Source organism: Klebsiella sp. GG_Kp173 (genome assembly GCF_040062415.1).
GTDB lineage: Bacteria > Pseudomonadota > Gammaproteobacteria > Enterobacterales > Enterobacteriaceae > Klebsiella > Klebsiella quasipneumoniae.
Genome location: NZ_JBEAFZ010000003.1, coordinates 138,267 through 161,113, shown reverse-complemented (window position 1 = coordinate 161,113; position 22,847 = coordinate 138,267). Strand labels below are relative to the sequence as shown.

Genomic DNA, 22,847 nt, shown 5'->3' with positions numbered 1-22,847 from the left:
ACACAACCCGCTACGGGGGAGACTTACCCGAAATCTGATTTATTCAACAAAGCCTCGATCTGTTTATCGCCACCTACTCCGAAGACGTGGAGCTGGTCAGGCTATCGATTCGTGACGCCATGCGGATGACCTATCCTGGTCCGCTCGATTATAAGGTGCATGTCCTTGACGACGGGCGTCGCCCGGAGATGAAGGCGGTCTGCGAGCAGGAGGGGGCGAACTATATCACCCGTCAGAGCAATATCGGCTATAAGGCCGGTAACCTGCGCAACGGGCTGGAACATACCGATGGCGACTTTCTGATCATCTGTGATGCCGATACCCGCGTTTTCCCGACCCTGCTGAGCCACACGCTCGGCTATTTTCGCGATCCGGACGTCGCCTGGGTGCAGACCCCACAATGGTTTTTCGATCTCCCGGAGGGGGAGGATCTGGCGCGCTGGCTGCGGCGTAAAGCAGGCGGCGCAGGCTATGGCGTGGGCTGGCTGGCGCAGAAAATCGTCGGTCCGGTGACCATTGGTCGCGATCCTTTTTTCAACGATCCGCGCATGTTTTACGACGTGATTTTACGGCGCCGCAACTGGGCTAACGCCGCGTTCTGCTGTGGCGCCGCCTCCGTTCACCGACGGGAAGCGGTGATGCAGGCGGCGCTGCGCAGCTACGTCTGGAGCGTTGACGCCGAAATCGCGCGTCATACGCGGGATATTCGCGACCCGGCAACGCGGGAAGCGCTGCAGGACGCCATGCGCCCCCACGTTGCCTTCGATACTGAACTGACGCCCTATAAGTTCCACGTCTCGGAAGATATTTATACCTCAATCCTGCTACACGGCGACGCTGCCCGCCGCTGGCGCTCGGTAATGCACCCGCGGATCGAGTCGAAAATGCTCTCTCCGCAGGATATGCTGACGTGGATGATCCAGCGCTTTAAGTACGCCGCCGGATCGCTGGATATCCTGTTCCATGACAACATCTTCAACCGACGCCGCTTTAAACTCTCGCTGCCGCAAACGCTGATGTACGCGACCACCTTCTGGTCGTATCTGGCTTGCGTGTGGAACACCGTGTTCCTGATCTCGCCTGTTATCTATCTCTTCACCGGCATTCCGCCGGTGTCGGCGTGGTCTACCCCTTTCTATCTGCACTTTTTACCCTTTTTTATTGTCTCCGAACTGGCCTTTATGTTCGGCACCTGGGGCATTTCTGCCTGGGACGGCCGGGCCTCTTACCTCTCCTTTTTCTCGATGAATCTGCGGGCGCTGGACACCGTTTTGCGCGGGGAGCAGATCAAATTTCACGTTACGCCGAAAGAGCGACAGACGGGCCGTTTTCTCTATCTCGTCAAGCCGCAAATTGCCATCGTTTTGCTCACCCTGTCGGGGCTGATATGGGGCGGTATTCAGGTGGCGCGCGGTCAGGTTGACGACCCCTCCGGGTACGTCATCAACATTTTCTGGGGCGCGGTGAATATTGCCGCCATGCTGCCACTGATCTTCGCCGCCATGTGGACGCCCCCCGAAGAGCAGGAGGCGAGCCGATGAGGATCCGCGACGCCCTGCTATCCGCGCGCAGCTATCTCACTATCCTCATTGGCTTCCTGCTGGGTTTTGCGATTGTCGTGTGGGTGGAAAAACAAATGCCCGCGCGCGTCGAGAGCAGCGGCGGGATGACGTTGAGCCAGGATTTTCCGCCGCTCCCTCCCCCGCGCGAGCTGACCTTTGACGAGGCGATCTGGGCGCGGGTGGCCTGGCAGTATTATGTCAACAATACCCAGCCAAACGGCCTGGCCAACGCGCACGATGGCGAACCCTGGCTCAGCCTGTGGAGCGTCGGAAGCTATCTTTTCGCCGTGGTCGCCGCAGAGCAGCTGCATATTGTGACCGCCGCCGAAGGTGATGAGCGCATTGCCGCCGCCCTGTTTACCCTCGGTCAACTGCCCCTCAACGCCCAGGGATTGCCCGCCGCTCAGTACCATGCCGACACGCTGCAGATCCTCGGCAACCCGGACTCCTCCGCCATCGGTATGGGACGCCTGCTCACCGCCCTGCAAACCCTGCTCTGGCGCTATCCTCAGCACGCCGCCGCGGTGCGGGATCTGTTTAATCAGTGGCGGGTCGGCGCGCTCATCAGCAACAGCCCCGCCAGCCAGGCCGCGGCGCCGCTGCACCACTGGGCGCTGGCGGCGGATGAACCGCGGGACAGCTTTGGCTACCGGCTGTACGCCAGCCATACGCTGCGGTTGATCGACAGCGCGGCGGGGCTGGCGGTGACCAACCCGCCGCAGGGGCAGCAGATGATCGATATCGACGGCATCATGGTGCCCGACGAGGGGCTGCGCACGCCCTGGGGTCGGCAGCCTTCGCTGATCAGCCTGCCGTACCTGCTCACCGGACTTGAGCTGGGCTTTGACGCGCAGAGTGCGGAGATCGCCTGGCGCATCATGCAAATCCAGCAGCGCCGTCATAGCCTGAGGGTCAGCAAGCCGCCGATCAGCACTGACTACGCCGAGCCCGCGCCGGATTATGCCAGCGCGCTGGCGGACCGGCAGCCGCAGAGCGCCTTCGCCCCACGCAGCACCGCCCCGGAGCAAACGGCGATCACCTCCACCCGCACCGCCTTTGCCTGGTACGCCCTGTTCCGTAATAGCTGGAGCGAGGCGCTGCGCCAGCAGGTGCAGACGCTGCAGGTCCCGGGCAAGGGCTGGCAGCGAGGGTTAAATCTCAACCGCAGCGTCAACGACGTTATTGACGGCGATACCAACGCGATCGTGCTGGAAAGCCTGGCCTACATTTCCCGGGGGCAGATGCTGTGTCTGGCCTGCCTGAGCCCTGCCCCTCTACCCTCGTCCTCAGCAGGAGCAACGCCATGAAGCTGACCTATTTTTCCCGTTTTCCCCTGCTGGCCGGACTCATGGCGCTGTGGCTCTCGCTCTCCGGCGCGCAGGCCGCGACCGGTCTGCCGGCTGCGGAATACGCCCCGCGCAGCGGGGAGCTGACGCCGAGGGAGATGACTATCGCCAGAAACGCCTGGCAATACTTCGTCGCCAACTTTCAGCCCACCACCGGGCTGGTGAATGCGGTAAACAAATACCCCTCCACCACCATGTGGGACAGCGCCTCCTATCTGGCCGCGATGACCGCAGCCCGTGAGTTGGGGATTATTGATAAGGCGGAATTTGACCGTCGGATGCTGAAGTTTCTCGCCACGTTGAATAAGCTCGATTTATTCCGTAACGAACTACCCAACAAAGCCTATAACACGATAAGCGGACAAAAGGTTAACTACCAGAACAAGCCGGGTGAAATCGGCTTTTCGGCGCTGGATATCGGCAGAATGCTGATCTGGCTGAAGGTGATCAAGGAGCGCTATCCGGAATACAGCAACAGCATCGATAATGTGGTGCTGGGGTGGGATTTTAGCCATGTGGTCGATCCCTGCGGCACGCTGTACGGGGCGTATCTGGAAAACGGCCAGCCCAAATACGTTCAGGAAGGCCGTCTGGGATACGAGGAGTACGGCGCGGCGGGCTTTCAGCTGTGGGGATTTAACACCTGTCAGGCCAGCCGGCCGCAGCCCTACGAGCTGGCGGAGATTTACTGCGTGCTGGTCCCCTATGATTCGCGCGACCCACGGCAAACCAGCCAGCATAACTATGTGGTTAGTGAATCCTACGTGCTGTATGGCATGGAGTTTGGCTTTGATAACCCTGGTGACCGGAACAACAGCCCGCGCGAGTACTCCCATCCCTGGATGAAAAACTTCGCTGACCGGGTCTACCAGGCCCAGGAGAATCGCTACGCCATCACCGGGATCCTCACCGCCCGCTCCGAGCATCAGCTCGATAAATCCCCGTACTTTGTCTATGACACCGTGTTCAGCGACGGCTTTAACTGGAACACCATAACCGACAAGGGCCAGTTCGTACCGAATAGCGCCGCCGTGTCGCTCAAAGCGGCGATGGGGATGTGGGTGCTGTGGAACTCGCCCTATACCGATCGTCTGCTGGACGCCATTGAAAACGCGAACGAAGCGGGAAAAGGCTATTACGAGGGGTTGTATGAGAACGGCGACGGGCCAATCAATGAGTTTACCGCCAACAACAACGGCATCATGCTGGAAGCACTGCTATTTAAAAAGGAGGGAAAACTGCTGCAGTTTTCCAGCGACAATCCGAAAAACCGCGATTTCGCCCCGTCGCTGTGGGACAAGAAGCTGGTGGATCTCTTTGAACCCAATAACGGCCCGCGCAATCGCCCGTTCCTGAGCAACACCCCCGCCGTCAAAACATGGTGCGAGCAGACCGGGACCACGCAGCGCACCAAACCCGCCTGCCAGGCCTGCCAGTGTGCCGCCTGCAAGGCTGACGAGCCCATTAAACTTCCGCCGGTGACCGCGCAATGCTTAAAACCATAGCCCGCTGGCTGGCCATCGCCGTCGTCCTTTTTCTTATCGCCCTGGCGCTGTTTTATCGCGAAGGCGCGGGGTGGCGCTGGCTGACCAAAGGCGGCTGGCACACCACTGCCCGCATCAGCAGCCTGACGCCGCAGGAGCGCACGTGGGCGCAGATCGCCTGGCGGTACGTCGAGAACAATACCCAGCCGCAAACCGGCCTGGTCAACGGCAGCGACAAACAGCCCCGCGCAACGCTATGGCAGATGGGCGACACCCTTATCGCCCTGCTCGCCGCCAGAGAGCTGGGGTTGGTAAAGGAAGCGGAATTCGACGCCCGCCTGACGCCCCTGCTCGGCACCCTCAATCGCCTGACGCTGACCGACGGCGGTTCGCCGGGCAGGCTATACTCCACTCAGACGGCGACCCCTGTCGACTTCAGCGGCAAACCGGCGGCCAGCGGCTGGTCAGCAAAAGATATGGCCCGACTGATGCTCGCCCTGCGGCTCACCGCCGAACGCGCGCCGCAGTATGGTGAATACATTGATAAAATTGTCCTGCGCTGGAACTTCTGTCCGGTTATCGATAAAGACGGGGAGCTGTGGTCCGCCTCACTGCAGAACGGTCAGCGGACGATCCGCGAGGAGCTCCGGCTAGGAGACAGTGAATACGCCGCCAGCGCGTTTCGCCTGTGGGGATTTCCGGCCGGCAAGGCCCTCTCTCCCCCGGCGCGCCATGTGATTATTTATCAGCGCCGCCTCGCCGTTGACGACCGCGACCCGCGAACCACCTGGCAACCCGTGGTGCTCTCTACTCTGCCCGCCATGCTGCCGGGACTGGAGTTCGGCTGGCAGCCGCCCGGCGTGCCGGAGATGGCGCAAAAAGCCATGCGCGAGCGGGCGGAAGGGATATGGCTAAGCCAGAAAACGCGCTGGACGCAGGATAAGGTGCTTACCGCCCGGGCCGATTTTTCGCTTACCCAGGCGCCCTGGCACGTGGAAGACACCGTCTGGGGGAATGGCTACGCCTGGAATACGCTCGGGGACGACGGGAAGTACTACCCCCGGCTGGCGCAGGTGACCACCAAAGCGGTCTTTGTCCTGTGGACGCTGTGGGAAACCGAGTATACCGATGCGCTGATGGCGGTCACTACCCATCTTAACGACCCGCAGCGCGGCTGGTTTGAAGGACGGGTCGAGGCCACCGGCGACGTCAACGCCACCCTCACCCTCTCCACCAACGCCATGGTGCTGGAGGCGCTGTTTTACAAACACAACGCCGGGCCGTTGTTCAAAAACGGCCTCGCGGATGACAACAGCTACTTTGCCCACCGCGCGACGGACGAATTTAACCCGCCCCGCCGCTGCCTGCCGGGCGAACGGGTCATGAGGAGCGCACCATGAAGTTTTATCGCGATCTCTTTGAAGCCAGCCTGAATCGCGTCGTACCAGAGCACGACAAACAGCGCTTCTTCCAGGCCTTCTACAGCACCTTTATCCATATGTCACCGGAAACCGAGCAGCACTTCTCCCAACGCTCCGGTGAGGAAGGCCAGCAGATGATCTTTAAGAGCTTTTTCGCCATGCTGGCGGTCAACGGCGACCTCTTTGTACCCGATTTTCTGGAACGGCTGGCGCGAGCGCAGAGCGAGGAAGGCCTGCGTCTACCGCCGCGGTTTTTTGCCCTCTGGCGGGAAGCGATGCTCAAAACCGTCCGCGCCTGTGATCCGCTGTGCGATGAGGAGATCCTCACCGCATGGGCAATGGCCATCGCCCCTGGGCTCGAGTATCTGCGCCGCCAGGCGGAGCTCCACTATCAAACTGTTGGCCAGTAATCATGCATGCCGCTAACCGTAACGACCTTAACCTCCTGCCCTCGGCGGTGATGATCTACGATGAGCGCGAACGACTGCAGGCCTGGAATGATAAGGTGGCGCTGTTTTATCCAACGATCGCGCCCTGGCTCGCCGTCGGCGCCTCTCTTGAGAGCCTGGCGGAGAAGTTTATCGATGCCGGATATAACATCGACCCAGGCCGGCAACAGACGCTGCGCGAGGCGATTATCCGCAACTGCCGCCAGACGAACCACTGCGAGGTCCGCCAGTCGGGCAACCGCCGGATTTACGTTCAGCATCAGCGGCTGGCGGATGGCGGGATTGTCAGCCTGCATACCGACATCACCGAGCTTGACGAGGCCCGGCGTTCGCGTCATCAACTGCATGATGACTTTTTATTCACCGCGGAGTCGATCCAGATCGGCATCTGGGACTGGCAGGTCTCCGGCGACAGCCTGCAGGTGAATGACACCCTGCTGGCGATGGTCGGCCAGTCGCGGGCGCAGTGGCGCTTTCCGCTGCGCTTTATGCTCAACCTGGTCCACGAGGACGATCGCGCCACTCTGCAGCAGGCGATGATCGCCTCGCAAAACGAGCACATGCCGGTTTTTGAATGTGAGCTTCGCGTCCAGCACCCGACGCAGGGCTGGCGCTGGATGCTGCTCTCGGGGCAGATCGTCACCCTCAACATGCAGCAGCAGGCAGAGCGGGTGATCGGCACCTTGCAGGATATTACCCGGCGCAAAGCCGCAGAGCTGCTGGCCATTGAGGCGGCGAAGGAGGCCCGTGAGGCGAACGAAGCGAAAAGCGCTTTCCTCGCCAATATGAGCCACGAAATCCGCACCCCGATGAACGGCATTCTCGGCATGACGCAGCTCTGCCTCGACACGCCGCTGACCGCGGAGCAGCGGGAGTACCTTTCGCTGGTGATGAGCTCAGCCCAGTCGCTGCTGCACATTATCAATGACATTCTTGATTTTTCACGCATTGAGTCGGGCAAGATGCAGGTGGACGTAGAGCCGCTGGAGATCCGCCCTTTTGTTCAGTCGCTGATCCGCCCGCATATGCCTGCCGCCAGCGAAAAGGGCATTGAGCTGCTGGTGGATATCTCCCCTGCGGTGCCTGAGGTGCTGATCGTCGATGGCCCCCGGCTGCGGCAAATCCTGACCAACCTGCTGGGTAATGCCCTGAAGTTCACTCATCAGGGGGAGGTCCTGCTGGCGATAGCGCCGGCCGAGGACGAAAACCACTGGTGCTTTCGCATTCGCGATACCGGCATCGGCATTGCCCCGGAGAAGCAAAAGGCGATCTTCGAGGCCTTCAGCCAGGCCGATAGCTCCACCACCCGTCGCTACGGCGGCACCGGACTGGGGTTAACCATTTCGGCCCGCCTGGTCAGCCTGATGGGCGGTGAGCTGACGGTGGAGAGCCAGCCTGGGGCAGGCAGCGAATTTGCCTTCACCCTGCCGCTGGAAGGCCTGAACGCCGCGGCCTCCGGTAGCGCCCCGCTGAGCCGCTTCAACCACCAGCGTGTGCTGGTGGTTGACGACAACAGCACCAACCTGCGCCTGCTTGACGCCATGCTTCGCCAGATGGGACTGATGCCAACCTGCGTGAACAACGCTGGCGAGGCGCTACGCCGGGCCGCCGAAGGCCCGCCATGGCCGCTGATCCTGCTGGACGCGCAGATGCCGGATATGGACGGCGTATCCCTGGCGCTGGAACTCTCCGCTTTGCCTGAAGCCAGGCAAAGCCAGATTGTTATGCTCAGCTCCATGAGCCGTCATTTTGACGCCAATATGCTTAAGCGCATCGGCATTGCCCACTATCTGCATAAACCGGTGGCACAGCGCGAACTGCATCAGGTTATCGCCGGCATTCTGGTGCCCACGCCGGTGGTGACGACAACGCCTGCCCACGTTGCGCAACCGGTCAGGGACCTGACCGGGCTAAATATCCTGCTCGCCGAGGACAACCTGGTAAACCAGAAGGTCGCCAGACGGCTGCTGGAGCAGTTGGGTCACCGCTGCGAAGTAGTGAACAACGGTCGGGAAGCGCTGGAGCGCTGGCGCGCAGCCTGCTGGGATCTTCTGCTGATCGATCTGCAAATGCCGGAGATGGACGGTGAAACCGCCATCCGCCTGCTGCGGGAAGAGACCCAGGCGCTGGGCAGGCAACATCAGCCCGCGATTGCCATGACCGCCCACGCTATGCAGGGCGATAGAGAACGCTGTCTGGCGATGGGTTTTGACGGCTATATCGCCAAGCCGGTGAGCCAGGAGGCGCTACGGGAAGCCATCGCCCGCGTCGTCGCGGCGGAAGATAGCGCGCCGGAGGAAGAGGAAGGCCTGCCGGACGAAGCCCGCCTGCTGAAACAGTGCGCCGACGATCCTGAGCTTGTCGAGGAGTTGCTGGGACTCTTCGCTGCAGGACTTAATGCTGCGGCCGCCGCCCTCAACCACGCCATTGACGCCAATGACCGGGAGACATGGCGCCGCGCCGCCCACAAACTGCGCGGCGAGGCGGCCACCCTTGGTTTTCAACGCCTTGCCAGTGTGCTCCAGCGGCTGGAGAGCCAGGCGGCCTCGCCAGACCAAAGCGTGCCGGGCGACCTGCGCGACGCGCTGACCGAGGCGATCGCGGGCTGCCACCTGTGGCTGCGCCGCAGAACGCAGGAGGTTCCCCATGATCGCTAGACGTCTTCTGCTGCTGGTCATTTGCCTGCCGCTGGCGCACGCCGGTTCTGCGCCGGTGACCTGGTCACTGGCCGGACAATGGCGGGTGCATGACGCCAACGACAGCGCCTTCGCCGGAGCGCAGGCTTCGGACGGCGACTGGCGCACGTTGCGGGTACCGGCAAACTGGTACAGCGCCGGATACGATCATCAGGGCGCCCTGTGGTATCGCCATCAATTTACCCTGCATGGCCTGACGCCGGACGCCATGGCTACGCTGGTGTTTGACGGCGTCGATTACTTTGCCGAGGTGGCGCTCAACGGCAAGACGCTGACCCGGCACGAAGGCTATTTTCAGCGCTTCCCGGTGGACATCACCGGGGCCGTTCGCCGCCATAATCAGCTCGCCGTGCGGGTCGACAGCCCCTATGAAGACCCGCAAAAAATCTGGCCGCTGCACAAGACGCTGATGAAAGGGATCCTCAATCAGCACGATACCCGTCCGGGCGGCGCCTGGTCGGTTCAGGGGCAGGATGCCAACTCCGGGGGGATCTGGGCGCCGGTGAAGCTCCATCTGAGCCGCGGCGTCACTATCGACGAGGTGATCCTGCGCCCGGACTGGCGACAGGGGCTGGAGAAGCCCATGCTGCGTGCCGAAATCCGCTATCGGGCCGTGACGCCCGGCCCCGTCACGCTGCGCCTGACGGCCACCCCGGACAATTTTTCCGGCCCGCCTTTTCAGCAGGCCTTTGCGGTCACCCTGGAGAATACCGCAGGCACTCTGCGCGTCTCGCTGCCCATGCCCTCGGCAAAGCTCTGGTGGCCGGTGGGCACAGGTAAACCGAACCTGTACCGCGTGCGCGCCACCCTCGTGGATAAGCGGGGGATCATGGATACCGCCGTCACCCGCACCGGATTACGTAAGGTAGAAGCGCTGGCGGATAATCAGGGCTGGCGCATCAATGACAGACGGCTGTTCATCAAGGGCAGCAACTATATTGGCTCGCCGTGGCTGAGCACCATGACGCGGAAAAAGTATCGCCGGGATTTCAGACTGGTCACGGCGATGAACGCCAACGCCATCCGCGTTCATGGCCACGTGGCGGGCCGCGCGCTGTATGAGGTGGCCGATGAGATGGGACTCATAATTTGGCAGGATGTCCCGCTGCAGTGGGGTTATGATGACAGCGCCGCCTTCGCCGATAACGCCGTGCGCCAGACCCGGGCGATGATGGACCAGTTCGGCAATTCGCCGGCGATTATTGTCTGGGGCGGTCACAACGAGCCGCCGTGGAACTCGCCGTGGATGGAGAAACGCTTCCCCGACTGGCGTAAAACCTTAAACCAGACCCTGACGCAGCGGGTGGGCGATGCGCTGGCGGAAGACACCTCCCGCATCGTGCATCGCTTTTCCGCTGTCGAAGAGCACTACTGGGCAGGGTGGTATTTCGGCACCCTGCGCGACCTGCTCGCCCCGGCGAAAACCGGGATTATTACCGAGTTTGGCGCCCAGGCGCTGCCCCGCCTCTCCACCCTGAAGACCATTATCCCGGCCCGTCTGCTGTGGCCGAAAACCACCGCCGCCGACGATCCCGGCTGGGTGCGATGGAAGTACCATAATTTTCAGCCTTTCCAGACCTTTAAATTCGCCGGGATTCCGCGAGGCAACAATATTCAGGAGATGATTGAAAACACCCAGGCGTATCAGGCCAGGCTGGTGGCCCTGGCGGCGGAGAGCTATCGTCGCCAGCGTTATCAGCCGGTGACCGCCTTGTTCCAGTTTATGTTTGTCGAGACATGGCCCTCCATCAACTGGGGGGTGGTGGATTATCTGCGCCAGCCAAAGGCGGGTTACTATGCCCTGCAGCGCGCCTATCAGCCGATCCTGCCGTCCATCGAGCCGGTGACCGCCAGCTGGCGTCAGGGTAGCCCGGCGACGGTGCGCCTGTGGGCGATTAACGATACCTGGACAGCCTGCGAGGATTGTCGCCTGACCTGGCAGGTCAGGCAAAATGGTCGGATACTGACTCAGGGGGAAACCACGCGGACCCTGCCGCCCGACGCCGGCCAGATGGTCAGGGAGCTGACCGTCACCCCCGCCGGCCAGCAGCCCGTGACGATCGTCTACCGTATTGACAACCGTCGCGGCAAACGCGTGGGGGCTAACCAGCATAGCGAACCCGTCGCCGCGGCCCAGGCAGCGAAATGAAGGAGGCTTCCCGCTGAGCCGCGATCAGTCGTGGATTTTCACCCCCAGACAACCGCGAACGAATTGAGGGTTAAAGTGTTTTACCGCTTCGCCGACATAGCCTAAATCCAGAGCGCTGATTTGCGCCATTTCGCGCGCGGTGAGCGAGAAATCCCAGATGGCAAAATTCTCTTCAATACGCTCCTGGCGGGTGGATTTTGGAATTACCGTGACGCCACGCTGCACGTTCCAGCGCAGGATAACCTGCGCAATGGTTTTATGATGGGCATCGGCAATCTCCTGCAGCGTTGCCTCTTCATACGGGTTATGTCTGCCGCCGCCTAACGGCGCCCAGGCTTCCGGCTGAACGTGATAGTGCTTCATGGTTTCCAGCGCCGCGGGCTGGGCGAAATAAGGATGCAGTTCGACCTGGTTCACCATCGGCTTAATTCTGACGGTTTCGCAGAAGTTCGCTAACACATGGGCGTAGAAATTGGACACGCCAATCGCTTTCAGGATACCGGCCTCATAAGCCTCCTCCAGCGCGCGCCAGGCGCTGAAATAATCGCCCATCGCCTGATGCAACAGATAAAGATCGAAGTATTCCAGCCCGGATTTTTTTAAGGACGCGGCGATACCGGCTTTCGCCATCCCGGCGTTGGCCATGTCCTGAACCCACAGTTTGGAGGTGATAAATAGCGCCTCGCGGGTACACAGACCTTCGGCGATGGCTTCGCGAACGGCCTCCCCCACCGCATCTTCATTATCGTAGACGGCAGCGGTATCGATAAGGCGATAGCCGGTACGAATAGCGTTCAGCACCGCCCGCTTACACTCTGCTTTATCGGTCACCTTAAAAACGCCAAAACCCAGCATCGGCATTTTACGGTTGTTACTTAATACACAATATTCCACGGTGCAGTCTCAGTTTGTTAAAAATTTCATGATAGACCAGAAACATCGCCGCGATTACCCCGTCATTTGTGATTTGACTTATGCATCCAGCTCATTAATCGCAGTGCGCTGATATCTCCTGTGTTTGACAGAAAGCAGGAAGCTCCCCCCTGCCGCGCCCAAAAGTAACAGACCGCTCAGAGCAAAAGTGCTGCGCCATCCCAGACTATCAAACACCAGGCCTCCTGCCGTTGACCCGAGGGCAATCGATAGTTGGATCACGGCGACCATCAGACCACCGCCCGCCTCCGCATCCTCGGGCAGCGTCCGCGCAATCCATGTCCACCAGCCGGTGGGCGCTGCCGTCGCCAGCAGGCCCCACAGGCTTAACAGTACGGCGACTGAACCTGTGTGGTGCCCGGCCAGCAGAAGCGTTCCGGCAATCGCGGCCATTAACAAAGGGATAGCCACCAGTGTCGGATAAAACCGGGCGTTCAGAACGGTCGTAATAAGCAGCGTGCCGACAAAACCGGCGGCGCCAATCGCCAGTAATATCAGGGAGAGGCCAGAAGGCTTGACTCGAGTCACTATCTCCAGAAACGGTCGCACATAGGTAAATAAGGTAAACTGCCCCATAAAGAACAGCCCGCAGGCCAACAATCCAAGGGATACCGTCGAGCGACGGAACAGACGCAGCACGGTTCCCTGCCGCTCTGGTGCGCGCTGACTTTTCATCGATGGCAGGCTAACGCATTGCCAGATGAAGGCTACCATCGCCAGCGGGACGAGACATAAAAAGGCGCCGCGCCAGCCGACGGTGGCCCCCAGGTAGCTGCCCAGCGGGGCCGCGACGACCGTGGCCAATGCGTTACCACCGTTAAAAATGGCCAGCGCGCGGGGAACCTGGCGTTGCGGCACCAGCCGAATGGCCGTTGCTGCCGACAATGACCAGAATCCGCCAATGACGATCCCGATGAGCGCCCTGCCCAGCATATAAACCGGAAAACTGGACGCCTGGGCAATCATCAATCCTGAGGCCGCCATCAGCGCCGTGAGCCCCAGCAGCAGCCATTTACGGTCCAGCGACCCGGTAAGAGGGGAAATCGTCAGGCTGGTCAGTACCGCCAGCGCGCCAGAAAGCGCGATCCCCTGGCCTGCTAATCCCTCGGTAATGTGTAAATCACCCGCGATGGGTGTCAACAGACTGACCGGCATAAACTCTGAGGCAATGAGCACAAATACGCAGAGCGTCATCGCCAGGACGCCGCTCCAGTATGCGCGGGTGTTATGTAATCCAGACATTATTTATCTCCGACAAAACAAAGCCGCCTGCAGGCGGCTTTGGGGATGTCTCCGGCACAGGAGAGCGATTACAGGTTGGTTTCGAAAAACTGCGCGAACGTAGCGAAGGGAATTTTGCCCGCGGCGTTGTCATAGAGGTCGACATGGTTTGCCCCAGGGACAATCACCAGCGCTTTCTCTTTGCTGCCGATCGCCTTGAAAGCATCTTCGGCAAAATAACGTGAATGGGCTTGTTCGCCGGTCACAATAAGCGTCGGAATAGTCACTTCGCTGGCGTAACTCAGCAGCGGCATATTCATAAACGACAGCGGCATCGTCGCATTCCATGCCCCGGTTGAATTAACCGAACGCGCATGGAAACCTCGCGGCATACGGTAATAATCGAAGAACTCTTTCAGGACCGGGTTGGGGTTGGCGGGCAAGGTTTCCGGCAAAATACGAGCGGCAGCGCTGACGTTGCCTTTATCATCAACATATATGTCATGCCCACCTGGGGCGAAAGTGCCGTTTGCCGCATCCTTCCAGCGCTGCGCGTTCAAGTACTGCAGTACTGCTCGGCGGTCGGCTGTCGTGTAGCGGTCTTTGCCATCGCCTACCCCATGCCCCATCGCGCGGCTCATGTCATACATGACGCTGGTCGCCACCGCTTTGACGCGTGTATCCATCGCCGCGTCGTTTAGGGCCATACCACCCCAGCCGCAAATGCCGAGCAAACCGATACGGTTGCGATCCACCTCTTTTTGCAGGCCCAGAAAGTCCACCGCGGCACTGAAATCCTCGGTATTGATATCCGGTGAGGCCACGTTGCGTGGGTAGCCACCGCTTTCGCCCGTATAGGATGGGTCAAACGCCAGGGTGACAAACCCCTGTTCGGCCAGCGTCTGGGCATACAGGCCGCTGGACTGCTCTTTTACCGCGCCGAAGGGACCGCTCACGGCAATAGCTGCCAGTTTGCGTTCACCGCGATCCTTCGGCAGGTAGAGATCTCCAACTAAGGTAATCCCGTAGCGGTTCTGAAAGGTCACCTTACGGTGATCCACTTTTGCGCTCTCCGGGAATGTTTTATCCCATTGTTCAATCAATGAAACAGGTGCGTTCGGGTTAGTTGTATCAGCATAACTCATCGTTGTGGCTCCACTTAATAAGGCGCATAGCAGCATGGCGGGTATCGTGGCTGTCATTTTTTTGCTGAAAACCGTCATTAAATCCCCCTAAATAAACGTGTAAAAACCAGTCTCCAGAGGACAACGCTGCTGGGCTTTGTTGTCATGCGCTTATTGTAGCTAGCAATAAAAGTGCTTATTAGAGGCTAAAAAATGCTAAGATTAATACCATTTAGTTCTAAATAGCGCGATTGTTACGAGGCGGAAGATGGCGAAACGGGAAAACTATAATGACCTCTACCTGTTTATGCAGGTGGTGCGGGAAGGCAGTTTTACCTCCGCAGCGCAACGACTGGGTCTGGCGCAGTCCGGGATCAGCCGTGCGGTTCGCGAACTCGAAGAGCGGCTGGGCGTTCAGCTTCTGGTGCGCACCACCCGCCGGTTGTCGCTCACTCAGGCGGGTGAGCAGCTCTATCACAATGTCGAATCCGGTTTCGACGCCTTAGATATGGGACTCGCCACGCTGGCCCATTATCGGCAAACACCGTCCGGTACGGTTCGCATCAATGCCAGCCAGCACGCTATTGATAAAGTTCTGCTGCCTAAGCTGGCGATATTTAAACAACGCTATCCCGATATCCGCCTGGAACTGATCACCGAAAGCCGGTTCGTCGATATTATTGCGGAGCGTTTCGATGCGGGCGTGCGTCTGGGCCCGGAAGTGGGGAGTGGCATGATTGCGGTACGTATTTCGCCCGATATGGAGATGGCGGTTGTCGGAACCCCGGAGCATTTTCGTCGCTACGGCTTTCCGCAAACCCCTGCCGATTTAACCGGTCATCCCTGCATCGCCTATCAGTTCGGCGACGGCAGCCTGTACGCCTGGGAACTTAACGTGGAAGGCAAAAAAATTACCCACCCGCCTCAGGGACAGTGGGCTTTCGCCGACAGCTATATGGAGGCCAAAGCGGCGCGGCTGGGGCTGGGACTGGCTTATGTCCCGGAGGAGCTGGTCACAGATGATCTGCAACGCGGTACGCTTATCCGGGTGCTCCAGCGCTATAGCCAGCGTCTGGAAGGTTCATTTCTCTATTACCCGCACCGAAATGTGTCGCCCGCGCTGAGAGCGGTCATTGATACATTGCGAATGTAGTAGAGGTCGCCTTCAGGCTTACAGAAAACTGGTATTTTCACTTAAGTCGATCTTCGGTGCGACCAGTTACTGAATATATAATATGAAAAGGACAGCCTTTTTATATATTTCGAACATGAAAAATTATTTAGTTCTGGTTTTTAATTATATGAAGACGATATTAATTTTTAAGATCTGGCAAAGCTTAAAGCACCAAATTCTCAATTGGCTGATTTACTTATTAATAAATAACTGGCGCCGCAATCCGCGCCAGCTCTGGGTTCAGCAATGGCTACCTGCCCTGAGCAGGAGGCCAGTACGCATCAGTGTTTAACGATATACATGGTACGGCTGTAGGCCACATCTTCCGGGTTGGTGATCGGGTAGCCTTTCAGCCACGGCTTAATCAGCCGACCGTTGGTGTACTGGTAGATCGGCGCAATTGGCGCTTTGGTCATAATGATCTTCTCCGCCGCGTTGTAATCGTCGTTACGCGCTTTGGCCGAATTCTCCACCGCCGCCTGGGCGAGGATTTTGTCGTACGCCGGATCGTTAAAGCGGGAAATATTTCCGCTGTGGGTGGAAGTCAGTAGCGACAGGAAAGTGGACGGCTCGTTGTAATCCCCTACCCAGGAGGCGCGGATCACATCGAAATTGCCGGTGTTGCGGCTGTCGATATAGGTTTTCCACTCCTGATTCTGCAGTTTCACATCCACGCCGAGGTTCTTCTTCCACATCGACGCCACCGCGATGGCAATCTTCTGATGGTTCTCAGAGGTGTTATACAGCAGCGTCAGCTTCAGCGGGCGATTCGGGCCATAGCCGGCGGCGGCCAGCAGGGCTTTCGCCTGGGCGTTAAGCTCGGCCTGACTCATACTCTCAAACTGCGACGGCTGCGGCGTGAAGCCCGCCGTTACGTCCGGTGTGAAACGCCAGGCCGGTTTTTCCCCGGTCCCTAGCACTTTCTCCGCCATCACCCGGCGATCGATGGTCATACTCAGCGCCAGTCGCACCCGCTCGTCCGCTGTCGGCCCTTTTTGGGTATTAAAGGCGTAATAGTAGGTGCCCAGCTGCGGCGGGGTATACACCTGTCCCGGAATATCCTTCAGCAGCTTCTGGTACATATTTTTCGGGAAAGATTCGGTGATATCGATATCGCCGGCCAGATAGCGCTTGGTGGCGGCGGACTCCTGGTTGATCGGCACAAAGGTGACCTGCTGGATCACCGTTTTGGCGTTATCCCAGTAGTGGGTGTTCGGCACCAGCACCAGCTTTTCATTCACGACGCGATCTTTGAGAACATAGGCGCCGTTGCCCACCAGGCTGCCGGGCCGCGTCCAGTTCGCGCCGCTGTCGACATTGGCTTTTTGCACCGGATAGAAGGCAAAGCTGGCGGTCAGGTTGCTGAACCATGGCAGCGGCTTATCCAGCTGCACCCGCAGGGTGTGGGCGTCGACGGCGGTGACCCCCAGGGTCTCCGGCGCGGCTTTGCCGTCGATGATGTTCTGCGCGTTGGCGATCCCCGCCAGCGCCGCAAACCAGGCGAACGGCGAAGTGGTTTTCGGATCCACCAGACGCTGCCAGCTATAGACGAAATCCTCGGCGGTGACCGGCGTACCGTCGGACCAGCGGGCGTTATCGCGCAGGGTAAAGGTCCAGACGCGGTTATCATTGCTCTGCCAGCGGGTCGCCACCCCCGGCACCAGGTTGCCTTTCGCATCCTGATTGACTAAACCTTCAAACAGATCGCGGATCACCTGGATTTCCGGCAGGCCCACCGCTTTGGCGGGATCTAACGAGGCGGGTTCATCTTTGATATGGCGCACCAACTGCTGTTTTTCCGCCAGTACCGTGCCCGGCGGTACGTCCGCCGCCCAGGCCAGAGAAGATACGCTGGCTAACCACAGCGCGCCGCATGTCAAAGCGACAGGATACTTCATAAGATCCCCTTTAAAATGAGAAAAAACACCGCCAACAGAGCGATAATTATTTGTTTCATCACCTGAAATTGCAAACAACATATGATAGAAAATTGATGTGCCGTCGGATTTCACGCCTCCGGGAATGGGTTTGATTCCAACACGCTTTTCGCCAACACTGAATAATAACGACACACAGGAAGCCCTATGTCTATTTCACGTCCTCGCCCGCAGCGCGGCGACTTTCCGCCGGGAACCCGGCAGTACGGCAGCTCGGAACTGGGCGCGCCGCTGCTGTGGTTTCCTGCGCCGATGGCCGACAGCCGCAGCGGCCTGATTATTGCCGGCACCCACGGCGATGAGAATTCGTCGATTGTGACCCTCTCCTGCGCCCTGCGCACTCTGAAGCCGGAGCTACGCCGCCACCACGTGGTCCTGACGGTCAATCCTGACGGCTGTCAGCTCGGGCTACGCGCCAACGCCCGCGGCGTTGACCTCAACCGTAACTTTCCGGCCGCTAACTGGAGACAAGGGGAAACGGTGTACCGCTGGAACAGCGCGGCGGCGGAACGAGACGTGGTGCTGTTGACCGGCGAGCAGCCTGGCTCTGAGCGGGAGACCCAGGCCCTGTGTCAGTTGATCCATCAGATCCATCCGGCGTGGGTGGTCTCCTTTCACGATCCGCTGGCCTGCATCGAAGACCCGGGACACAGCCCGCTGGGACACTGGCTGGCCGACGCCTTCTCACTGCCGCTGGTGGGCAGCGTGGGCTACGACACCCCAGGTTCCTTTGGCAGCTGGTGCGCCGATATCGGGCTCCCCTGCATCACCGCCGAGTTTCCGCCGGTCTCCGCCGACGAGGCAACGGAGCGTTACCTGCCGGCGATGACCGACCTGCTGCGCTGGCAGGCTTAAACTTAAAGATGAAGCACGCCGGTGCTGAACCGCAGCGCCGGCTCAACGTCCACCGCCAGCCATGTCGGGCCGTCGAGGTCGGCGAAGCGCGCCAGCGGCGCCAGGGGGAGCGCGGCGGCGATCCCCCGCGAGGTGCAGAGCATACAGCCCAGCATCCGTTCAAAGCCCTGCCGTTCCGCCTCCCCGGCCAGGGCCAGCGCTTCGGTCAGGCCGCCGGTTTTGTCCAGTTTGATATTGATCATCTCATAGCGCCCGCGCAGCCTCGGCAGGCTCTCCCGGGTATGGCAGCTCTCGTCGGCGCAAATCGGTAACGGATGAACGAAGTTTTCCAGCGCCGCATCGGCGTCGGCGGGGAGCGGCTGCTCAAGCATCGCCACGCCGAGGTCCGCCAGCAGCTGGCAGCGCGCCGCCAGCCCCTCGCTGTGCCAGGATTCATTGGCATCGACAATCAACGTGGCCTGCGGCGCCGCCTGGCGAATAGCGATTAACCGCTCGCTGATAAGCCGGTCGTCGAGCTTCACCTTCAACAGCTGAGCACCCTTCTGCCACAGCGCCGCGGCGCTGGCCGCCATCTGATCCGCCGTGCCAATGACCACCGTCTGGGCGGTGACCACCCGCTCGGGCAACGTCACTCCCAGCAGTTGGGGCAAGGTTTTGCCTTCGCGCCGCGCCTGCAGATCCCACAGGGCGCAGTCAATGGCATTGCGCGCGGCGCCTGCGGGCAGCAGCCGCTGCAGCTGTTCGCGGGTAAGTCCCGCCTCCAGCTGCTCGCCGATAGCCATCACCTGGGCCATGACCGACGCGATGCTTTCGCCATAGCGTGGATAAGGCGTGCATTCGCCCACGCCTTTCACACCGTCCTCTTCCAGTTCCACCAACACCACTTTTGCTTCGCTGCGGCTGCCGCGGGCGATCACAAAGGGGGTGTGGAGCGGCCAGGCTTCCTCATACACTCGCACATTACGCATTCCCTTGTCCTCTCTGGTCAATGTTAAATAGGGTTTGCCGTGTAGCTGGCGGATGTCATACACTACTCGCGACGTTAACTATATGTAAACAGGAAGATAACCATGTCACAAACCGTGCATTTCCAGGGCAACCCCGTTTCTGTTCAGGGCACCATTCCGCAGGCAGGCGCTAAAGCGCAGCCGTTTACGCTGGTCGCCAAAGATCTCTCTGACGTCGCGCTGAGCCAGTACGCCGGCAAACGTAAAGTACTGAATATTTTCCCGAGCATTGATACCGGCGTGTGCGCCGCATCAGTGCGTAAATTCAACCAGCTGGCCGCTGAACTGGACAACACCGTGGTGCTGTGCATTTCCGCTGACCTGCCGTTCGCCCAGTCTCGCTTCTGCGGCGCCGAAGGCCTGAGCAACGTGGTGACCCTTTCCACGCTGCGCGGCGCATCATTCCTCGCTGACTACGGCGTCGCCATCTCTGCCGGTCCGCTGGCTGGCCTGGCCGCTCGCGCCGTGGTCGTTATCGATGAAAACGATCAGGTCGTCTACAGCCAGCTGGTGAACGAAATCACCGAAGAGCCAGACTACGACGCCGCGCTGGCCGCCCTGAAAGCCTGATAACAGACTGCCCTGGCGCAGCGCGCCTGCGGACATTCGCTTTGCTCAGCCCCCGCTCTGCGGGGGCTTTTTATTGCCGCGGCGCATAGCGGGAAATCGTCCGCGCCATCGCCGGACCGGTCAGCAAAATGGTAAACAGCCGCAGCGTCTGCAGCGCCATGATGAACGACATATCCGCCCGGGTACCGGCGGCGATAATCGCCACGGTGTCCAGCCCGCCGGGGCTAGTGGCCAGATAGGCGGTCATAAAGTCCATCGGCAAAATATGAGTCAGGGCAAGGGCCATCAGGGCACACATCAGGATCAGCCCGAGGATGGAGGCGATAATCTGCGGCAGCGTCTTCAGGGCCAGTAGAAAAACCGCTTTGTTAAACTGCAGGCCCACCGTCCAGCCCAGCACCGCGTAGGCCATCGCCAGCAACCACTCCGGCAGCTCCAGCATCACCCAGCCGCCGCCCTGGACCAGCGCGCCGAACAGCATCGGCAGCAGCATGGCTCCAGAAGGGATACGCAGCCGGACGCCCAGCCAACAGGCCGCCGCCGTCAGCAACAGCGTGATAGGAAAATTGAGGGTCAACGGCGCAAACCAGACGATGGCCTGGCTCATTGCCTGCGCCTCGTTGCCCAGGGCATAGCGCACCACCAGCGCCGCCGCGCCGACGACAAACAGCACCCGTAGATACTGCATCAGCGCCACCAGCCGCACATCTGCCCCGTACTCCTGAGCCATCACTACCATTGCCGACGCCCCGCCGGGAGAGCTTCCCCAGGCGCCGGTGGCGCCCGGCAGCGCGCTATAGCGAACCAACAGCCAGCCGGTGAGACCACTGATCGCCAGGGTGGTCAACAGGATCGCCAGCACCAGCGCCCAGTTAGCGAACAGTACGCCAAAAACAGAGGGATTAATCGCCCTGGCGATCATGCAGCCAACAATGGCCTGCGCCGCCAGATAACAGGGGCGAGGTATGCTCAGCTTCACCCCGCGCAGGCTCAAAATGAGACCGGCGATCAGCGGCCCCAGCAGCAGCGCTGCCGGCAAATGAAGGCGTAACAGCAGCGAGGAAAAGAGAACGGAGAGCAGCAGCAATATCAGCCACTGCCCGATCGCGCGACGCGACGCCAAGATGCACCACCCCGGAAAAAGAATTAAAAAACCAGTATATACAGGTTTGGCCAGCTTTGCAGGCCGAATGCCGGCGACACAGGTCGCCGGCCTGGCGGGATTATTCGTCGCCCTTTTTCTGACTCAGGCCATATTCACGCAGCTTATTAGCGATGGCGGTATGCGACACCCCCAGCCGCTTCGCCAGCTTACGGGTGCTGGGGTAGCTGCGATAGAGCTGGGTTAGCACCGAGCGCTCAAAACGGCGGGTAATGTCGTCCAGCGACCCTTCCATGGCCTCCTCGCCCACCGGCAGCGAGGCGACGTCGTGGTCCGGCAGCAGAATGTCCTGCGGACGCAGTTCGAATCCTTCCAGCTGGGTTAGCGCACGATAGACAGCATTCTTCAGCTGACGAACGTTGCCGGGCCAGCTGTATCGGGTAAGCACCGTACTCAGGTCGGCGGAGAGCTTCGGCCGCGGGATCCCCTGCTCATCAGCAAAGCGGGCAACAAACAGCTCCGTCAGCGGCATAATGTCCTGCGGGCAGTCGCGCAGCGGCGGCAGATACAGGGTCAGGACGTTGAGGCGATAGTAGAGATCTTCGCGGAACAGCCCTTTCTGCACCAGCTCGACCAGGTTTTTCTGCGTCGCGCAGATCACCCGCACATCGACGTGTACTTCATGATCCTCGCCAACGCGGCGGAAGGTGCCGTCGTTGAGAAAGCGCAGCAGCTTGGTCTGCATGCGCGGCGACATCTCGCCAATTTCATCCAGCAGCACCGAACCGCCGTTGGCCTGCTCGAAGAAGCCTTTTTTGCCCTGCAGGGCGTCGCCGAACAGTTCGCTCTCGACCGCGTCCTCGGGAATGGAGCCACAGTTAAGCGCCAGATAGGGTTTGCCCGCCCGCGGGCTGGCCAGATGGCAGGCATGCGCCAGCAGATCTTTGCCGGTGCCCGTATCGCCGACAATCAACAGCGGCGCGCTGAGCATCGCCAGCTTGCGCGCTTGCTCCACCACGTGGCGCATTTTCGGCCCCACCGCGAGGATCTGACTGAAGGCGCTGGTGTCCTGGCTGGTCATGGTCTGCAGTTGCCGTCCCATGCGCACGGTTGAGCGCAGCATCGCCACGGCGCCGGTCAGCACTCGCTCGTTATGCTCCCCTTCCAGATAGACCGGGGTCACTTCCAGCAGGTAGTTCTGCCCGTTCACCACCACATGCTCCGCATGCGTCTCCTGCGGGCTACTTTCCAGCCAGCGCTGGACGTTGAAATCGGCGATCAGCTGGGCCACCGGATGGTTACGCAGCTTCGCCTGGCTTTGGCCAAACAGCAGGCAGCTGGCGGGGTTGGCCAGTTCGACCCTGCCTTTGGTATCCAGCGACAGCACCGGCTCCGGCATCGCCACCAGCAGCGCGCTGAGCGCAAGATGTTCACGCTCAGATGGCATCCACGGCACGGTGCGCACGTCTGTCACGCCGGCGATACGGCGGATCTCCGCCATCAGGCTGCTGAAGGTGGCAAACTCCAGTTCGGCAAAATTGAGGTAGATACGGCCAATAGGGTCAATATCGATACCACGCAGATCAATGCCGCGCAGCACCAGCAAATCGAGCAATTCACGAGTCAGACCGAGGCGGTCTTCACAAAAGACTTCAAGACGCATGGGAGTGTTCACCCTAAAAGTGCCAATGACCGGAGAATAATAGGCCAGGAATGGACTTTCGGGAAGCCAACTGTCAACAATTATTGACAGCATGGCGGAAAAATGGGCGTTGCGCCGTAAAGTCAGGCGGTCAGTGGTGAAATTGACGCCAGGG

16 protein-coding genes and 2 pseudogenes are annotated in these 22,847 nt (G+C 60.1%); 10 read left to right on the top strand and 8 right to left on the bottom strand.

What is annotated here, in order from left to right; translation table 11 throughout:
- Positions 1 to 53: 53 nt before the first annotated feature.
- The 7 genes and pseudogenes from ABLU50_RS04175 to ABLU50_RS04145 all read left to right on the top strand — a co-directional run.
- Positions 54 to 1,541, top strand: a pseudogene (locus ABLU50_RS04175) (glycosyltransferase); the annotation flags it as partial.
- Complete coding sequence (locus ABLU50_RS04170) at positions 1,538 to 2,869, top strand: DUF3131 domain-containing protein (RefSeq protein WP_017898777.1); 1,332 nt, start codon at positions 1,538 to 1,540, stop codon at positions 2,867 to 2,869. The pseudogene ABLU50_RS04175 and the gene ABLU50_RS04170, both read left to right, overlap by 4 nt.
- Positions 2,866 to 4,413, top strand: coding sequence for a DUF3131 domain-containing protein (locus ABLU50_RS04165; protein WP_064189257.1), 1,548 nt, complete (start codon positions 2,866 to 2,868; stop codon positions 4,411 to 4,413). The genes ABLU50_RS04170 and ABLU50_RS04165 overlap by 4 nt, the downstream gene beginning before the upstream one ends.
- Positions 4,398 to 5,792: a DUF3131 domain-containing protein gene (locus tag ABLU50_RS04160; protein WP_004203928.1), complete on the top strand. Its 1,395-nt coding sequence runs from the start codon at positions 4,398 to 4,400 to the stop codon at positions 5,790 to 5,792. The genes ABLU50_RS04165 and ABLU50_RS04160 overlap by 16 nt, the downstream gene beginning before the upstream one ends.
- Positions 5,789 to 6,223: a globin gene (locus tag ABLU50_RS04155; RefSeq protein WP_004179506.1), complete on the top strand. Its 435-nt coding sequence runs from the start codon at positions 5,789 to 5,791 to the stop codon at positions 6,221 to 6,223. The genes ABLU50_RS04160 and ABLU50_RS04155 overlap by 4 nt, the downstream gene beginning before the upstream one ends.
- A 2-nt stretch (positions 6,224 to 6,225) precedes the next feature.
- A complete protein-coding gene (locus ABLU50_RS04150) occupies positions 6,226 to 8,919 on the top strand; it encodes a response regulator (protein ID WP_087832819.1) in 2,694 nt (897 codons plus the stop codon).
- Complete coding sequence (locus ABLU50_RS04145; RefSeq protein ID WP_080837600.1) at positions 8,909 to 11,107, top strand: glycoside hydrolase family 2 TIM barrel-domain containing protein; 2,199 nt, start codon at positions 8,909 to 8,911, stop codon at positions 11,105 to 11,107. Before ABLU50_RS04150 ends, ABLU50_RS04145 begins: the two co-directional genes overlap by 11 nt.
- 24 nt (positions 11,108 to 11,131) lie before the next feature.
- Here ABLU50_RS04145 and ABLU50_RS04140 read toward each other — a convergent pair whose 3' ends face one another.
- The 3 genes from ABLU50_RS04140 to ABLU50_RS04130 form a co-directional block, all read right to left on the bottom strand.
- Positions 11,132 to 12,001 (bottom strand): aldo/keto reductase, encoded by an 870-nt coding sequence (locus tag ABLU50_RS04140; protein WP_017898781.1) that lies wholly within the window; start codon positions 11,999 to 12,001, stop codon positions 11,132 to 11,134.
- Positions 12,002 to 12,079: 78 nt separating this feature from the next.
- Complete coding sequence (locus tag ABLU50_RS04135; protein WP_017898782.1) at positions 12,080 to 13,282, bottom strand: MFS transporter; 1,203 nt, start codon at positions 13,280 to 13,282, stop codon at positions 12,080 to 12,082.
- Positions 13,283 to 13,350: 68 nt separating this feature from the next.
- The gene (locus ABLU50_RS04130) at positions 13,351 to 14,484 is read right to left on the bottom strand and encodes an alpha/beta hydrolase (protein WP_043521183.1); all 1,134 of its coding nucleotides are present in this window, start codon (positions 14,482 to 14,484) and stop codon (positions 13,351 to 13,353) included.
- A 169-nt stretch (positions 14,485 to 14,653) separates the two neighbouring features.
- Here ABLU50_RS04130 and ABLU50_RS04125 point away from each other — a divergent pair, with 169 nt between their 5' ends.
- Positions 14,654 to 15,538: a LysR family transcriptional regulator gene (locus ABLU50_RS04125; RefSeq protein WP_087832817.1), complete on the top strand. Its 885-nt coding sequence runs from the start codon at positions 14,654 to 14,656 to the stop codon at positions 15,536 to 15,538.
- 302 nt (positions 15,539 to 15,840) lie between these two features.
- On the opposite strand, the gene ABLU50_RS04120 is transcribed toward ABLU50_RS04125, so the two are convergent.
- Positions 15,841 to 17,457 carry a peptide ABC transporter substrate-binding protein gene (locus ABLU50_RS04120; protein ID WP_087832816.1) on the bottom strand — a complete coding sequence of 539 codons (1,617 nt, stop codon included), beginning with the start codon at positions 17,455 to 17,457 and terminating at the stop codon, positions 15,841 to 15,843.
- Positions 17,458 to 17,478: 21 nt separating this feature from the next.
- Positions 17,479 to 17,571, bottom strand: a pseudogene (locus tag ABLU50_RS04115) (hypothetical protein); the annotation flags it as partial.
- A gap of 72 nt (positions 17,572 to 17,643) precedes the next feature.
- Between ABLU50_RS04115 and mpaA the strand changes: the two are divergent.
- Positions 17,644 to 18,351, top strand: a complete 708-nt coding sequence (gene mpaA, locus ABLU50_RS04110) for a murein tripeptide amidase MpaA (protein ID WP_023318054.1) — start codon at positions 17,644 to 17,646, stop codon at positions 18,349 to 18,351.
- A gap of 2 nt (positions 18,352 to 18,353) precedes the next feature.
- On the opposite strand, the gene ycjG is transcribed toward mpaA, so the two are convergent.
- Positions 18,354 to 19,319, bottom strand: coding sequence for an L-Ala-D/L-Glu epimerase (gene ycjG / locus ABLU50_RS04105; RefSeq protein WP_087832815.1), 966 nt, complete (start codon positions 19,317 to 19,319; stop codon positions 18,354 to 18,356).
- A 102-nt stretch (positions 19,320 to 19,421) separates the two neighbouring features.
- Here ycjG and tpx point away from each other — a divergent pair, with 102 nt between their 5' ends.
- Positions 19,422 to 19,928, top strand: a complete 507-nt coding sequence (tpx, locus tag ABLU50_RS04100) for a thiol peroxidase (protein WP_004203917.1) — start codon at positions 19,422 to 19,424, stop codon at positions 19,926 to 19,928.
- Between the two features lie 70 nt (positions 19,929 to 19,998).
- Here the strand turns inward: tpx and ABLU50_RS04095 are convergent, their stop codons facing one another.
- The gene (locus ABLU50_RS04095; RefSeq protein ID WP_004203916.1) at positions 19,999 to 21,051 is read right to left on the bottom strand and encodes an AbrB family transcriptional regulator; all 1,053 of its coding nucleotides are present in this window, start codon (positions 21,049 to 21,051) and stop codon (positions 19,999 to 20,001) included.
- A gap of 100 nt (positions 21,052 to 21,151) precedes the next feature.
- The gene (tyrR, locus tag ABLU50_RS04090; RefSeq protein ID WP_004203915.1) at positions 21,152 to 22,693 is read right to left on the bottom strand and encodes a transcriptional regulator TyrR; all 1,542 of its coding nucleotides are present in this window, start codon (positions 22,691 to 22,693) and stop codon (positions 21,152 to 21,154) included.
- Positions 22,694 to 22,847: the final 154 nt, after the last annotated feature.

Bases quoted from the DNA above. Each gene is read 5' to 3' on its own strand.
- ycjG (WP_087832815.1), bottom strand. From the start codon at position 19,319: ATGCGTAATGTGCGAGTGTATGAGGAAGCCTGGCCGCTCCACACCCCC.
- ABLU50_RS04155 (WP_004179506.1), top strand. From the start codon at position 5,789: ATGAAGTTTTATCGCGATCTCTTTGAAGCCAGCCTGAATCGCGTCGTA.
- ABLU50_RS04165 (WP_064189257.1), top strand. From the start codon at position 2,866: ATGAAGCTGACCTATTTTTCCCGTTTTCCCCTGCTGGCCGGACTCATG.
- ABLU50_RS04130 (WP_043521183.1), bottom strand. From the start codon at position 14,484: ATGACGGTTTTCAGCAAAAAAATGACAGCCACGATACCCGCCATGCTG.
- ABLU50_RS04160 (WP_004203928.1), top strand. From the start codon at position 4,398: ATGCTTAAAACCATAGCCCGCTGGCTGGCCATCGCCGTCGTCCTTTTT.
- tpx (WP_004203917.1), top strand. From the start codon at position 19,422: ATGTCACAAACCGTGCATTTCCAGGGCAACCCCGTTTCTGTTCAGGGC.
- tyrR (WP_004203915.1), bottom strand. From the start codon at position 22,693: ATGCGTCTTGAAGTCTTTTGTGAAGACCGCCTCGGTCTGACTCGTGAA.
- ABLU50_RS04170 (WP_017898777.1), top strand. From the start codon at position 1,538: ATGAGGATCCGCGACGCCCTGCTATCCGCGCGCAGCTATCTCACTATC.
- ABLU50_RS04145 (WP_080837600.1), top strand. From the start codon at position 8,909: ATGATCGCTAGACGTCTTCTGCTGCTGGTCATTTGCCTGCCGCTGGCG.
- mpaA (WP_023318054.1), top strand. From the start codon at position 17,644: ATGTCTATTTCACGTCCTCGCCCGCAGCGCGGCGACTTTCCGCCGGGA.
- ABLU50_RS04120 (WP_087832816.1), bottom strand. From the start codon at position 17,457: ATGAAGTATCCTGTCGCTTTGACATGCGGCGCGCTGTGGTTAGCCAGC.
- ABLU50_RS04125 (WP_087832817.1), top strand. From the start codon at position 14,654: ATGGCGAAACGGGAAAACTATAATGACCTCTACCTGTTTATGCAGGTG.
- ABLU50_RS04150 (WP_087832819.1), top strand. From the start codon at position 6,226: ATGCATGCCGCTAACCGTAACGACCTTAACCTCCTGCCCTCGGCGGTG.
- ABLU50_RS04135 (WP_017898782.1), bottom strand. From the start codon at position 13,282: ATGTCTGGATTACATAACACCCGCGCATACTGGAGCGGCGTCCTGGCG.